Origin of the sequence: Guyparkeria sp., from assembly GCF_046540515.1 — a bacterium.
In the GTDB taxonomy this organism is placed as follows: domain Bacteria; phylum Pseudomonadota; class Gammaproteobacteria; order Halothiobacillales; family Halothiobacillaceae; genus Guyparkeria.
In genome coordinates this window covers 1-12,975 of the sequence record NZ_JBKHFB010000051.1, presented here as the reverse complement: position 1 = coordinate 12,975, position 12,975 = coordinate 1, and the positions used below count along the sequence as shown (strand labels likewise).

Below are 12,975 nucleotides of genomic sequence, written 5' to 3'. Positions count from 1 at the left end.
TGCGCCCCGCGTCGCGGCGGTTGATCAGTCCGCCGAGTCGGCCGGGGTTTTGGCCACGGTTTTGACCGGGGTTTCGGCTTCGCTCGGGGCTTCGGCCAGCGTACGGGCCACGTCGCGTACCAGTTGCGGGCCGCGGTAGATCAGTCCCGTGTAGACCTGCACCAGGTCGGCCCCGGCCCGGATCTTTTCCAGCGCGGCCTCGCCCGAATCGATGCCGCCGACACCGATGATGGGGAAGCCCTCGGGCAGGCGCTCGCGCAACGCGGCGATGACGGCGGTGGAGCGCTCGCGTACCGGCCGGCCGCTGAGGCCGCCGGCCTCGTCTGCCTGCGGCAGCCCGGAGACCAGGGGGCGCCCGATGGTGGTGTTGGTGGCGATCACCGCGTCGATCCCGTGGGCGACCAGGGCGTCGACCAGCGCCGGGAACTGGGCATCCTCGATGTCCGGGGCGATCTTGATCGCCAGCGGCACGTGCCGGCCGCTTTCCTCGCGCAGGCGCTCGCGTTCCTCGGTCAGGCCGGCGAGCAGGGCGGTGAAGGCCTCGCCGCCCTGCAGATTGCGCAGGTTCGCGGTGTTGGGCGAGGAGATGTTGATCGTGACGTAATCGGCCTGCCCGTAGACCGCGGCAAGGCCGGCGCGGTAATCGTCCAGTGCCGCCTCGATCGGCGTGTCGAAGTTCTTGCCGAGGTTGATGCCGAGCGGCACGCTACGCGGCGCGCGTTCGATGTTCGCCAGCGCCGATTCCACCCCGTCGTTGTTGAAGCCCATGCGGTTGATCAGGGCCTCGGCGTCGGTCAGCCGGAACAGGCGCGGGGCGGGGTTGCCCGGCTGGGGGCGCGGCGTGAGCGTGCCCACCTCGATGAAGCCGAAGCCCAGGCAGGACAGCCCCGCGATGTGCGCCGCGTTCTTGTCCAGCCCGGCGGCCAGCCCCACCCGGTTGGGAAACTCCAGTCCCATCATCGTCACTGGGTCGTCGGGTACCCCGCGCCGTTGCATGCCGCACCAGGGCGAGTGGGCGGCCAGGTCCAGCAGTCCGAGGGTGACACGATGGGCCGTCTCGGGGTCGAGACGGAACAGCAGCGGGCGAAGCAGGGGATACAGGTCCATGAAGCGTGTTTCTGCAGGCGGTGGGCCGTCGGCCGGGTCGACCGAAAGCGCCATTGTAACGAGATTCGGCGGGCGGGGGCGTCGGTGCCCGCGCGACGGTTGATATACTCCCGCGCCAGCGCCGAAAACGCTACACGTTCGCCACGAGACCGACGACCATGCTCGATTCCCGCCGCTTTCACCTGTTCGTCCTCGCCGTCGCCGTGGCGATCGGCTACGTCTGGGGCATCGCCAGCCTGCCGCTGTTCGATCTCGACGAGGGTGCCTTCACCGGCGCGACCTGGGCGATGTTCGAGCGCGGCGATTTCCTCACCCCGTACCTCAACGAGGAGCCGCGGTTTGCCAAGCCGGTGCTGATCTACTGGCTGCAGGCCGCCTCGGTCGGGCTGTTCGGCTTTAGCGAGTGGGCGTTTCGCCTGCCCTCGGTGCTCGCCTCGGCCGCCTGGGTCGGCCTGATCTACGCCTTTGCCGACCGGTACCTCGGGCCCCGTCCCGCCTTCTTTGCCGGGCTGATCGCCGCGACCTCGCTGATGACCACCGTGGTCGGCAAGGCGGCGATCTCGGATGCGGTACTGCTGCTCTTTCTCACCGGCGCGGTGTTCGCCACCTTCAATCACTGGGTCAGCGGCGAGCGGCGCTGGGTGCGCTGGGCGTACCTGGCGATGGGGCTGGGCTTTCTTACCAAGGGGCCGGTGGCGGTGGTCGTCCCGGCCCTGACGAGCTTCGCGTTCTACCTGGTCACGGCGCGTGGTCGGGACTGGTGGCGGGCGGTGCTCGACTGGCAGGGCATCGTCATCTTCCTGGCCGTGGCCGTGCCCTGGTACGTGGCGGTCTGGATCGAGCACGGCCAGTATTTCATCGACGAGTTCTTCCTCAAGAACAACGTCGGTCGTTTCGACGAGCCGATGGAAGGGCATTCCGGCGGGCTGTGGTACTACCCGGTGGTCGCGCTGGTCGCGCTGCTCCCCTTCACCGGCGCGGTGCTGACCGCCTTGCGTCACCTGCCCAGCGACTGGCGTGGCGCCTACGGCCGGCCCGACTCGTTGCCGTTGGCTCTGCGCCGGTTCGGTTGGATCTGGTTCGGTCTCACCCTGCTCCTGTTCTCGTTCTCCGGCACCAAGCTGCCGCATTACCTCAACTACGGGCTGGTGGGCCTGATGCTGGTGATGGCTTCGCACCTGCCGCATATACGGCATCGGTGGCTGCACCTGCTGCCGCCGGCGGCCTTCCTGCTGTTCGTGCTGATGCTGCCGTGGCTGGTGGAAATCAATTTCGAGCAGATCAAACCGTCCTACGTGCAGGACATGCTCGCCGAGCGCGACCGCTTCTTCGGTCTGTCCTGGTACCTGGTCGCCGGAGGCACCATGCTGCTGGTCATCGCCGCCGGGTTCGCTCGACAATGGTCGCTGCCCAGATTGATGATCCCGGTGGCCCTCTCATGCTCGCTGGTGGTCAATGCCCTGGTGCTCGATGCCGTCGGCCAGATGCAGCAGGGGCCGGTGCGAGAGGCCGGCCTGATCGCCCGTGACCTGCCCGGTCCGCTGGTCATGCGCGATCTCAACATGCCGAGCTTCGGCGTTTACGCCCAGCAGGTGGTGGTGCGCCGAGAGGTGCGTGAGGGCGACCTGCTGCTCACCCGGAGCGAGCGGGCCGAGCGCACCCCGGGCGAGGTGCTCTACGCCAAGGGCGGATACGTGCTGATGCGCGTCGGTTCGACGCGGTGAGCGCCTTCCGATACCGCCGATGAGCTACCATGTCGCCAGGGTGTCATGAGCGGGTCGGTAACCCATTCGCGACCCATGAGCGGACCCGTTTTGCCGCGTCCCCGGTGTCCCGGGGGTCTGAGAACGAGAGAGGTGAAAAATGCAGGATTTTCTCAAGAATCGACGTCGTTTCATGACGGTGGTGGCCGGTGCCGGGGCGGCGATCGGACTTGGTCGTGCCCACGCGCAGGAGGGTGGTGACGACGAGGAGCTGTTTTTCCCCGGTGACGAGCCGGCGCACAAGGTGATCTACCAGCTCAATCACGGCGACGTGGACTACCAGACGCACGTGCTCAATTCGATGAACGCCATGCTGGGGAAGTACGGCGGCAACGTGAAGATCGCGGTGGCCTGCTTCGCCAAGGGCATCCACATCCTTGCCAAGGAGCCCAAGCGTGAGGTCGACGAAGAGATCTACGCCCGCGTCGAGGGATTCGCCAAGAACTACGACGTCGAATGGATCGCCTGCGGCAACACCATGGATACGGTCGGTTACAGCGAGGACGATATCCGTGACTTCGCCCGCATCGAGCAGGTGGGCGCCGCTGCCTTGATGGAATACCAGGAAGACGGCTACGCCTACATTGCCTGGTAATGAACTCAAGCGTTACTTGATGAATCAATCAAAACCTATTGATCCCTTTAAGGATTGTCTGTGGATGAACTGATCATTCGCCAGCCCGACGACTGGCACCTGCACCTGCGCGACGGCGCCATGCTCGAGGCGGTCGCCCGCTTTTCGGCCCGTCAGTGCGGCCGGGCGATCATCATGCCCAACCTCGTCCCGCCGGTGACCACCGTTTCCGAGGCCCGGGCCTATCGGGATCGCATCCTCGCGGCCATTGGCCCCGACAGCGACTTCGAACCCCTGATGACCCTGTATCTGACCGACCGCACCACGGCGGCCGAGATCGAGCAGGCGGCGGCCGACCCGCACATCCACGCGGTCAAGCTGTACCCGGCCGGCGCGACCACCAACTCGGAGAACGGGGTCACCGATCCGCTGGCGATCGAGTCCGCGCTTGCGGCCCTGGAGCGTACCGGCCTGCCGCTGTGCGTGCACGGCGAGGTGGTCGATCCGTCGGTCGACATCTTCGACCGCGAGGCGGTGTTCATCGAGCGGGTGCTTGCGCCGATGCTGGAGCGTTACCCGCGGCTGCGCGTGGTCATGGAGCACATCACCACCGCCCAGGCGGCGGCCTTCGTGCGCTCCCATGGCGAGCGTTTGGGTGCGACCATCACGGCCCATCACCTGATGTTCAACCGCAACGCCATGCTCGCCGGCGGGATTCGCCCGCACTACTACTGCCTGCCGATCCTCAAGCGCGAGAAGCATCGCGAGGCGTTGCTCGAAGCGGCGATGGACCCGTCCGGCAAGTTCTTCATGGGTACCGACAGCGCCCCGCACCCCAAGGGGGCCAAGGAGTCCGCCTGCGGCTGCGCCGGCGCCTTCACCGCCCCGGTGGCCGTCGAACTATACGCCCAGGTGTTCGACCGGCTCGGGGCGCTCGACCGGCTGGAGGCCTTCACCAGCCTCAACGGCCCGCGCTTCTACGGGCTGCCGGTCAACGAGCGTCGCCTGCGACTGGAACGCCGGAGCCAGGCAGTCCCGGAGCCGATCGACTGCGGCGGCGACGTGGTCGTGCCGCTCTTGAGCGGCGAGACGATCGAGTGGACGGCCTCGCTCGTCGATGAGTGACATCGAGGACCGGGACGGGCGCGAGGTCCAACCGCCGCTCGACTGGCCCGGCGCACCCGGCTCGGCGCGTCCGCGGGTGGCCGGGGCGCCGGCGTGGCGAGCGGGTCTCAAGCAGGCGCCCGAGTCGTTTCGCGTCGACGAGGTGCTCGGCTTTGCCCCGACCGGGGCCGGCAACCACTGGCTGATGCGGCTGGAAAAGCGCGATCTGACCACCGGCGCGCTGGTCGACTGGATCGCGAAGGTCACCGGCACGCGCGCCCGCGACATCGGTTTTTCCGGGCTCAAGGACCGCAACGCGGTCACTACCCAGTGGGTGAGCGTGCCGCACGAATCGTTCGACCCGGAGGCGTTCGCTCGCGCCTGCGAGGGCGAGGGCATCGGCCTGCTGGCACTCGACCGCCACGACCGCAAGCTCCGCCGCGCCACCCACCGGGCCAACCGGTTCCGCCTGCGACTGCACGACGTCGAGGCCATTGGGGCCGACCCGTCGTCGGATCTTCTTGCCTATCTCGAACCGCGCCTCGCCATCCTCGCCGAGCGAGGCATGGCCAACTATTTCGGCGAGCAGCGTTACGGCCGCGGGTTCGGCAACCTGCGGGGGCTGGTCGAGTGGGGCGAGGGTGTGCGCACCGGGCGACCCAAGCGCCAGGCACGTAACTGGCTCTTGTCCACGCTGCGCTCGGCGATCTTCGATCGGGTGCTTGCCGAGCGCTTGCACGCCGGGGCGGTCGATCGGGTCGAGCCCGGTGACCTGCTGCAACTGGCGGGTTCACGCAGCCGATTCGCCGCCGAGGCCGACGAGATCGATGCCCTGCAGGCCCGATTGCAGCAGGGTGACGTCACGCCCACCGGCCCGTTGTGGGGCGAGGGCGACTCGCCGGCCGGTCACGAGGTTGGCGCGCGCGAGGATCGGCTCGCCGACGAGATGCTGGTCCGATTCGGGGAAACCCTCTGGCGCCGCTGGCTCGCCGACTGGCGGGTGGAGGCCGATCGCCGACCGCTCACCGTGCGCGTGTCCGATCTCGAGGTCGAACTCGGCGAGGGCGAGGTCGACCTGAGCTTCTCTCTGCCGCCGGGCAGTTACGCTACCGAACTGGTCGCCGAGCTCTTCGCCGTGCGGCCGTCGGACCGAGGCTCGGCAGGGACGGGACTCGGGGACTAGGCTATCTCCAGTTCCGCCGGTTTCCCGGTTCAAACGCATTCAAGGGGATTGTCCATGCTCGAGTCCATTGCGGTCCTGATGGGATCGATCGTCCTGGTCGCACTTACGGCCCTGACCGGCGGCATCTTCCGACCCGATGGCTGGTATCGCGCGCTGGCCAAGCCCTCCTGGACGCCGCCGGACAAGGTCTTTCCGATCGCGTGGGCGGTGCTGTATCTCCTGATGGCCATCGCCGCCTGGCGGGTGTTCATGGCCGACGAGTCGACCGCGCGCACCGCGGGGCTGGTCCTCTACCTGCTGCAACTGGTCTTCAACGCCGCCTGGTCATGGCTGTTCTTTGGCCGCCGCCGCATCGTGGCGGGACTGGTCGACATCCTGCTCTTGTGGATGGTGCTCAGCCTCACCATCCTGCTGTTCGCCCAGACCAGCGCACTCGCGGCCTGGCTGCTGGTACCGTACTGGTTCTGGATCGCCTTCGCCGCGCTGCTCAACGCGCGCATCTGGAAGCTCAATCCGTTCGAGTCATCACCGCGTAACGCCTGATCGTTAGGGTCGGTCGCGCAAGGGGGCCGGATTCGGGCGAGGAATTGGGTAGAATCCCGCGTTTGACGTCAACGGTGGCCACTACCGGCCATGGACGGGAGCGACTGATGTCCGAGCACCACCTGCCGCCCGATTCGACGGGCGATCACGACGAGGAATATCTCGGCCCGAGCAAGTCCCAGGTCAAGCGCGAGGCACATGCCGCCCAGGACCTGGGTGTCAGCCTCGCGGAACTGGATGCCGATGCGCTGGATCGTCTGCCGATCACCGACCGATTGCGGGACGGGATCGAGAAGCTCAAGGCGACCCGCTCGCGGGGCGCGGCCAAGCGCCAGCGCCAGTACATCGGGCGGCTGATGCGCGAGGAAGATGTCGAGGCGATCGAGACGGCGCTGCGTCGGCTGGATCCCCATTCGCCGGAAAACCAGCGCCGCCAGATGCAGGCCGAGGCCTGGCGGGACGCGCTGATCGCGGAGCACGAGGCGATCACCCGCTTTATCGACAGCTACCCGGCCGTCGACGTCCAGCACCTGCGCCAGCTGCAACGCTCGGCGCGGGCCGAAGCGGCGCGCGAGGAGTACGGCAAGGCGAGTCGTGCACTGTTTCTCGAGGTACGGGACGTGATCGAGGCGGCCGGTGAAATGAACGAAGAAGGAACGAACGACGCATGAAGGTCACGATTTTCGGTACCGGCTACGTCGGTCTGGTCACGGGTGCCTGTCTCGCCGAGGTGGGCCACGAGGTCACCTGCGTCGACGTCGACCCCGGCAAGATCGCGCGGTTGAACGACGGGGTGATCCCCATCTACGAGCCGGGGCTCGAGCCGATCGTGCGCGAGAACCACGCGCAGGGGCGGCTGCACTTCACCACCGATGCCGCCGAAGGCGTGGCCTTCGGTGAATTGCAGTTCATCGCGGTGGGCACGCCGCCGGACGAGGACGGTTCGGCGGATCTCCAGTACGTGCGCGCCGTGGCGGCGACCATCGCCGAGCACATGGAGGCGCCCAAGATCATCATCGACAAGTCGACCGTGCCGGTGGGCACCGGCGACCAGGTGCGCAAGGTGGTCGCCGAGACGCTCGCCCGGCGCGGTGTGACGCTGGACTTCGACGTGGTCTCCAACCCGGAGTTCCTCAAGGAAGGGGCGGCGGTCAACGACTTCATGAAGCCCGACCGGATCATCGTCGGTACCAGTGACGCGCACAGCGAGACGGTGATGCGCGAGCTCTACGCGCCGTTCAACCGCAACCACGACCGCGTGATCGTGATGGACCTGCGCTCGGCCGAGCTGACCAAGTACGCCGCCAACGCCATGCTGGCGACCAAGATCAGCTTCATGAACGAGCTGGCCAACCTCGCCGAGCGCCTGGGCGCCGACATCGAGCAGGTGCGTCTCGGCATCGGCTCGGACCCGCGCATCGGTTATCACTTCATCTACCCGGGCTGCGGCTACGGCGGCTCCTGCTTCCCCAAGGACGTGCAGGCGCTCTCGAGGATCGCCCACTCGGTCGACCACGAGCCGCTGCTGCTCGATGCCGTCGAGGCGGTCAACCGCCGGCAGAAGCATCGCCCGTTCGAGATCCTGGTCGCGCATTACGGTGGCGTCGAGGCGCTGGCCGGCAAGACAATCGCCCTGTGGGGGCTGGCCTTCAAGCCCAACACCGACGACATGCGCGAGGCGCCGGCGCGCACGCTGATGGAGTCGCTGTGGGCGGCGGGGGCACGCGTGCAGGCCTTCGATCCCGAGGCCATGGAGGAAACCCAGCGTATCTACGGCCACCGTGAGGATCTCTCCCTGGTGGGCACCCGCGATGCCGCACTCAAGGGCGCGGATGCTCTGGTGATCTGCACCGAATGGAAGGCCTTCCGCGCCCCGGACTTCGAGCTGATGCGCGAGTCGCTCGCCGATCCGGTGATCGTCGATGGCCGCAATCTCTACGATCCGGAGCGGCTGAAAGCGGCCGGGTGGCACTATTACGGAATCGGGCGCGGAGAGACGGTATGCGGCTACGCATGACCCGCTGAATTCCCGCGTATCTGGATGCAGGGTTGGAAAACGCGACCTAGACTCCCCGTAGACCCAAGTGGAACGGGAGGTAGGTCATGAAACAGTCAGCCTGGTTGATGGGTGCGACGCTGCTTGCTGCAGCCGGTGTCGTGGGTGCCGATGAAATGAAGGTCAAGGTCACGTCCGACCTGGAGTCGGTGACCGTCGAACACGAGGGCGAAGAGGTCGAGATCAAGCGCGATCAGGACCCCGACAATCGCATTCCGAAGGATTACACGCAGACCAGCCGCGAGTGTCCGCCTTTCTGCGTTCAGCCGATCGAAGTGGTCCCCGGGGCGCACACGATCGGCGAGATCGAGCTGCTCGAGATGTTGCGTGAGCGCGAGGACGGTGAGCGGGAATTCCTGCTGGTGGATTCCCGGACCCCGGACTGGTTCGAGAAGGGCACCATCCCAAGTGCGCAGAACATCCCGTGGACCCAGTTGCATCCCGAGTCGTCCACTTTCGATCCGTTCGTGGCCGAGTCGCTGCTGCTCGACGAGTTCGGCGTGAAGAAGGAGGGCGGGCTGTTCGACTTCAGGGACGCCAAGACTCTGGTGCTGTTCTGCAACGGGCCGTGGTGCGGTCAGTCGCCGACGAACATCAAGGCCCTGGTCGGCATGGGCTACCCGGCCGACAAGATCTACTGGTATCGGGGCGGGATGCAGGTCTGGCATACTCTCGGGCTGACGACGGTCGAGCCCTGAGACGCGGATCGGCTTTCGATGACGGAACCCACGCCCCCTCGGCGTGGGTTCCGTCGTGCGTGGACCGCGTATCGGGTGTGTCACGGTTCGCCATGCATGCACTGGCCGGGGCGAGGGCGATCGATCGATTTGACGGTCGCTGACCCTCGTTGCCCGGCCGGTGCGCGTTTTCCCGGTCACCACCGGTTGCCGCCGGCATATCGCTTGCTATAGTGAAGCGGTCCGGGCGTATCGTCCCCTGTCCACCAGCCCGAAAGGCCGATCGGCGGCCAGTCAGGATCTCGCCACGCATGGATCGTCGTCGCTTTCTCACAATGACCTCGCTTGCCATCGGTGGCCCGGGCTTGACCTTCTTGCTCGGCGGCTGTCGCCAGGATGATCCGCTCCGCGTTTCCTACCATCCCTGGATCGGCTACGAGACCCTCTATCTCGCCGAACGATTCAACTGGCTGCCCGAGGCGGTCACGCTGACTCGTCGACAATCGGCGTCCAGCTCGCTGGCGGCCCTGCGAGACGATCAAACCGATGCCGCGGCACTCACTCTCGACGAAGTGATTCGGGCTCGCCTCGATGGTATCGACCTTGTCGTGGTGATGGTCTTCAACGTCTCCGCCGGGGCCGACGCGCTGGTGGTCCACGATTCGATCAAGCACCTGGCGCAATTGGAGGGCAAGCGCATCGGGGCCGAGGCGTCGGCGGTCGGTGAGATGCTGCTGGACCGGGTGCTGGAAAAGGCTGGCCTGATCCGCGAGGACGTCATCGTGGTCGACGTGGCGGTCGACCGTCACATCCCGGCCTGGGAATCCGGGGAGGTGGACGCGCTGGTCAGCTACGAGCCGACGGTCTCTCGCCTGCGCCAGCTGGGTGCCGTGCGCCTGGTCGACAGCCGCGACTTTCCCGATACGATCTTCGATGTGCTCGCGGTGCGCCGCGATGCCATGGAAAACGCCGAGCGCACCCTTTTCGGACTGGTCGACTCGCATTTTCGTGCCCTGGACCATGTGCGTTCCAATCGCCAGGACGCGCTCTACCGCATCGCGGACGTGGAGGCCATCAGCCCGGAGGATGCCCGGCGGGCTTTCGGTGGCGTGCTTTTGCCCGACCGTCGCGCCAACCGGCGCTACCTCGGTTCGGGCTCGCGATTGATGGTCGCGGCCGACGAGATCGAACGCCGTCTCGGCGGGGGCGACGGCATGGACAAGGACTGGTTTACCGATGCCTTCCTGCCCAGGGTGGGTGCCCATGCCGGTTGAAAGGCCCCGTTATCTCCGCGACAGCGGGCAGGCCGGCGGCCTTGTCCGGGCGCTGCTTCGCTGGTGCGGCCTGATGCTGTTTGCGGCGTTCCCCGTTCTTTCGTTGGCCGCGCCCGGCGACCGGCTGGTCCTGGGGATATTCGCCGTGCGGCCGGTGCCGTTGATGGAACTGCGCTTCGGCCCCCTGGTGGATTACCTGGATGCCTCGATCGATTCGGTCGACATCGAGATGCGCGTGCTTGACCTGGATGATCTCGATCAGGCGATTGCCCGAAACGAGATCGACTTATTGCTGACCACGCCGACCCACTACGAGCTGGTGCGCAGCGAGAATGCACTTTCCGGCGTGCTCGGCACGCTGGTGACCCAGCACCGCGGGCACAGCACCCGCAGTCTCGGCGGGGTGATCATCGCGCGGCGCGATGCAGAGGACATCGAGCAGTTGGCGGATCTCGAAGGCCGTCGTATCGCGGCCCCGGGCGAGCGATTCCTCGGTGGCTACCAGGCGCCGATGTTCGAGGCGCTTCAGGTCGGCATCGACCTGCGCGAAAGTGCCGAATTCGACTTCCTCGGCAGCCATGACGCCGTGGTGCGAGCCGTCCTGGACGGGGAGGCGGAGGTCGGCTTCATCCGCACCGGTGTGCTGCAGGAACTGATCGACCGGGGACACGTCGATCCGCGGAAAATCAAGGTCATCAATCGCCAGCGACTGGGCGATTACCCCTATGCGGTTTCCACCCGCCTGTACCCCGAATGGCCCCTCGTCGCCATGCCGCACGTGGAGCTGTCCCTCGAACGGCAGATTGCCGCGGCACTGTTCAGCCTGGATGTCGATGATCCGGCCGCGCGGACGGCCGGTATCGCCGGCTTCGGACCGCCGGCGGACTACCTGCCGGTCGAGCGAATCACGCGCGAACTGGGCCTGCCGCCGTTCGATGGCGTGGGCGAGATCACTCTCACGGACATCTGGGCACAGCATCGCAACGAGTTGCTGATCCTGGCGCTGGCCTTCGTGCTGGTGGCACTGCTGACCGTGGCGCTGATACTTCGCCAGTTGGCGTTACGGCGCAGCGAGGGGCGATTCCGCCGCTTCTTCGAGGACAATGCCTCGGTGCTCCTGCTGATCGATTCCGACCGGAGGAAGATCCTCGATGCCAACCAGGCAGCTGCGGGTTTCTACGGATGGCCCCGCGAGGAGTTGATCGGGCGGTCGGTGGATCGCGTCTGGTCCTGCCCCGAGGAACAATTCGACGAGATCCGTGCCGGTGGCTCGGCGGGGGGGCATTGCCACATACATACCCACCGCCTGCGCCGGGGTGAGGATCGTCGTGTCGAACTGCATGTCACCCCGCTGAACGACCATCACCGTAGCGGTCGGCTGTTCGTGATCGTGCACGACATCACGGAACGCGAGCGTGCCGAGAAATCCCTGAAGAGGGAACGGGAGCGTCTGCGCAACGTGATCGAAGGAACCCAGGTCGGCACCTGGGAATGGAATATCCGGACGGGCGAAACGATATTCAACGCCCGCTGGGCCGGGATGCTGGGATATTCCCTCGACGAGCTCGAACCGACGAACATCCATACCTGGCGAGACCTGCTCCATCCCGACGACCGGCAGGGGGCCGAGAAGGCGCTGGAGGCCTGTTTCCAAGGCGAGCACGACAGCTTCGAGTCGGAGGTTCGCATGCGCCATCGGGACGGCAGCTGGGTCTGGGTGCTTACGCGCGGCCGGGTGCTGGAGTGGACCGCGGAGGGCGAGCCCTCGCGCATGTGGGGCACCCACCAGGACATCACCGCCCGCAAGCAGATGGAACAGGACCTCCAGTTGGCCGCCTCGGTGTTCGTGCATGCCCGCGAAGCGATCCTGATCACCGATCTCGATGCGCGCATCCTGGATGTGAATGCCGCGTTCACCGAGATGACCGGCTGGCGGCGCGACGAGGTGATCGGCCACACGCCCAGGTTCCTGCAATCCGGCACGCACGACAGCGAGTTCTATCGCCGCATGCGCCAGCGGCTGCGCACGGCCGGCTACTGGAGCGGCGAGCTGTGGAATCGGCACAAGAACGGCGATCTGTTCGCCGAGCGCCTGACGATCAGCCTGGTGCACGATGCCGAAGGTCGGCCGCGCAACTATATCGCCCTGGCCTCGGACATCACCGACGTCAAGAACTACCAGCGTGAGCTCGAGCATCGAGCCAATCACGACGCGTTGACCGGTCTGCCCAATCGCGTGCTGATGGCCGACCGCCTGCGTCAGGCGATGGCGACGGCACGGCGCGGCGACGGACGGCTGGCACTTGCCTTCCTCGATCTCGACGGGTTCAAGTCGGTCAACGACGCGCACGGCCACGACATGGGCGACAAGCTCCTGATCGACGTGGCCAGGGACCTCGCCGTCGGGCTGCGCGAGACGGACACGCTGGCGCGCATCAGCGGTGACGAGTTCGTCATCATCCTGGGCGGGCTCGACCGGGAAGCCGACGCCGAACCGATCATCAACCGCCTGGTGCGGGCCGCCGCCCGTGAGCGCCACATCGATGGGACGGCGCTGCAGGTCACCGCGAGCATCGGCTACACCTTCTACCCCCAGGGCGTCGAGCTCGACGACGAGGCGTTGCTCAAGCAGGCCGACGAGGCCATGTACCAGGCCAAGGCAAGCGGACGGAATCGGGCCTGCCGCTACCGCTA

Annotated in this window: 11 protein-coding genes; 10 read left to right on the top strand and 1 reads right to left on the bottom strand. The window is 66.7% G+C overall.

What is annotated here, in order from left to right:
- Positions 1–24 precede the first annotated feature (24 nt).
- Positions 25–1,107 carry a quinone-dependent dihydroorotate dehydrogenase gene (locus tag ACLFRM_RS07020; protein WP_410755025.1) on the bottom strand — a complete coding sequence of 361 codons (1,083 nt, stop codon included), beginning with the start codon at positions 1,105–1,107 and terminating at the stop codon, positions 25–27.
- A gap of 158 nt (positions 1,108–1,265) precedes the next feature.
- Between ACLFRM_RS07020 and ACLFRM_RS07015 the strand changes: the two genes are divergently transcribed.
- From ACLFRM_RS07015 to ACLFRM_RS06970, 10 genes are all read left to right on the top strand, one after another.
- Entirely contained in the window at positions 1,266–2,831 is a 1,566-nt protein-coding gene (locus tag ACLFRM_RS07015) for an ArnT family glycosyltransferase (protein WP_410755024.1), read from the top strand.
- A gap of 139 nt (positions 2,832–2,970) precedes the next feature.
- Positions 2,971–3,465, top strand: coding sequence for a DsrE family protein (locus ACLFRM_RS07010; RefSeq protein ID WP_410755023.1), 495 nt, complete (start codon positions 2,971–2,973; stop codon positions 3,463–3,465).
- Between the two features lie 60 nt (positions 3,466–3,525).
- On the top strand, positions 3,526–4,569 hold the full coding sequence (gene pyrC, locus ACLFRM_RS07005; RefSeq protein ID WP_410755022.1) for a dihydroorotase: 1,044 nt from the start codon (positions 3,526–3,528) through the stop codon (positions 4,567–4,569).
- Entirely contained in the window at positions 4,562–5,731 is a 1,170-nt protein-coding gene (gene truD / locus ACLFRM_RS07000) for a tRNA pseudouridine(13) synthase TruD (protein ID WP_410755021.1), read from the top strand. Before pyrC ends, truD begins: the two co-directional genes overlap by 8 nt.
- Before the next feature lie 54 nt (positions 5,732–5,785).
- Positions 5,786–6,274 (top strand): TspO/MBR family protein, encoded by a 489-nt coding sequence (locus ACLFRM_RS06995; RefSeq protein WP_410755020.1) that lies wholly within the window; start codon positions 5,786–5,788, stop codon positions 6,272–6,274.
- Positions 6,275–6,381: 107 nt separating this feature from the next.
- Positions 6,382–6,945, top strand: a complete 564-nt coding sequence (yjgA, locus tag ACLFRM_RS06990) for a ribosome biogenesis factor YjgA (protein ID WP_410755019.1) — start codon at positions 6,382–6,384, stop codon at positions 6,943–6,945.
- Positions 6,942–8,291: a UDP-glucose dehydrogenase family protein gene (locus ACLFRM_RS06985; RefSeq protein WP_410755018.1), complete on the top strand. Its 1,350-nt coding sequence runs from the start codon at positions 6,942–6,944 to the stop codon at positions 8,289–8,291. The genes yjgA and ACLFRM_RS06985 overlap by 4 nt, the downstream gene beginning before the upstream one ends.
- Positions 8,292–8,377: 86 nt before the next feature.
- Entirely contained in the window at positions 8,378–9,028 is a 651-nt protein-coding gene (locus ACLFRM_RS06980; protein WP_410755017.1) for a rhodanese-like domain-containing protein, read from the top strand.
- A gap of 290 nt (positions 9,029–9,318) precedes the next feature.
- Positions 9,319–10,281 (top strand): ABC transporter substrate-binding protein, encoded by a 963-nt coding sequence (locus tag ACLFRM_RS06975; RefSeq protein WP_410755016.1) that lies wholly within the window; start codon positions 9,319–9,321, stop codon positions 10,279–10,281.
- Positions 10,271–12,975: PAS domain S-box protein (locus ACLFRM_RS06970; protein ID WP_410755015.1), on the top strand; the 2,705-nt coding region annotated here is incomplete at its 3' end. The genes ACLFRM_RS06975 and ACLFRM_RS06970, both read left to right, overlap by 11 nt.

Coding starts and splice junctions, on each gene's coding strand:
- ACLFRM_RS07020 (WP_410755025.1), bottom strand. CDS start 1,107: ATGGACCTGTATCCCCTGCTTCGCCCGCTGCTGTTCCGTCTCGACCCC.
- ACLFRM_RS07015 (WP_410755024.1), top strand. CDS start 1,266: ATGCTCGATTCCCGCCGCTTTCACCTGTTCGTCCTCGCCGTCGCCGTG.
- ACLFRM_RS07010 (WP_410755023.1), top strand. CDS start 2,971: ATGCAGGATTTTCTCAAGAATCGACGTCGTTTCATGACGGTGGTGGCC.
- truD (WP_410755021.1), top strand. CDS start 4,562: ATGAGTGACATCGAGGACCGGGACGGGCGCGAGGTCCAACCGCCGCTC.
- ACLFRM_RS06995 (WP_410755020.1), top strand. CDS start 5,786: ATGCTCGAGTCCATTGCGGTCCTGATGGGATCGATCGTCCTGGTCGCA.
- yjgA (WP_410755019.1), top strand. CDS start 6,382: ATGTCCGAGCACCACCTGCCGCCCGATTCGACGGGCGATCACGACGAG.
- ACLFRM_RS06985 (WP_410755018.1), top strand. CDS start 6,942: ATGAAGGTCACGATTTTCGGTACCGGCTACGTCGGTCTGGTCACGGGT.
- ACLFRM_RS06980 (WP_410755017.1), top strand. CDS start 8,378: ATGAAACAGTCAGCCTGGTTGATGGGTGCGACGCTGCTTGCTGCAGCC.
- ACLFRM_RS06975 (WP_410755016.1), top strand. CDS start 9,319: ATGGATCGTCGTCGCTTTCTCACAATGACCTCGCTTGCCATCGGTGGC.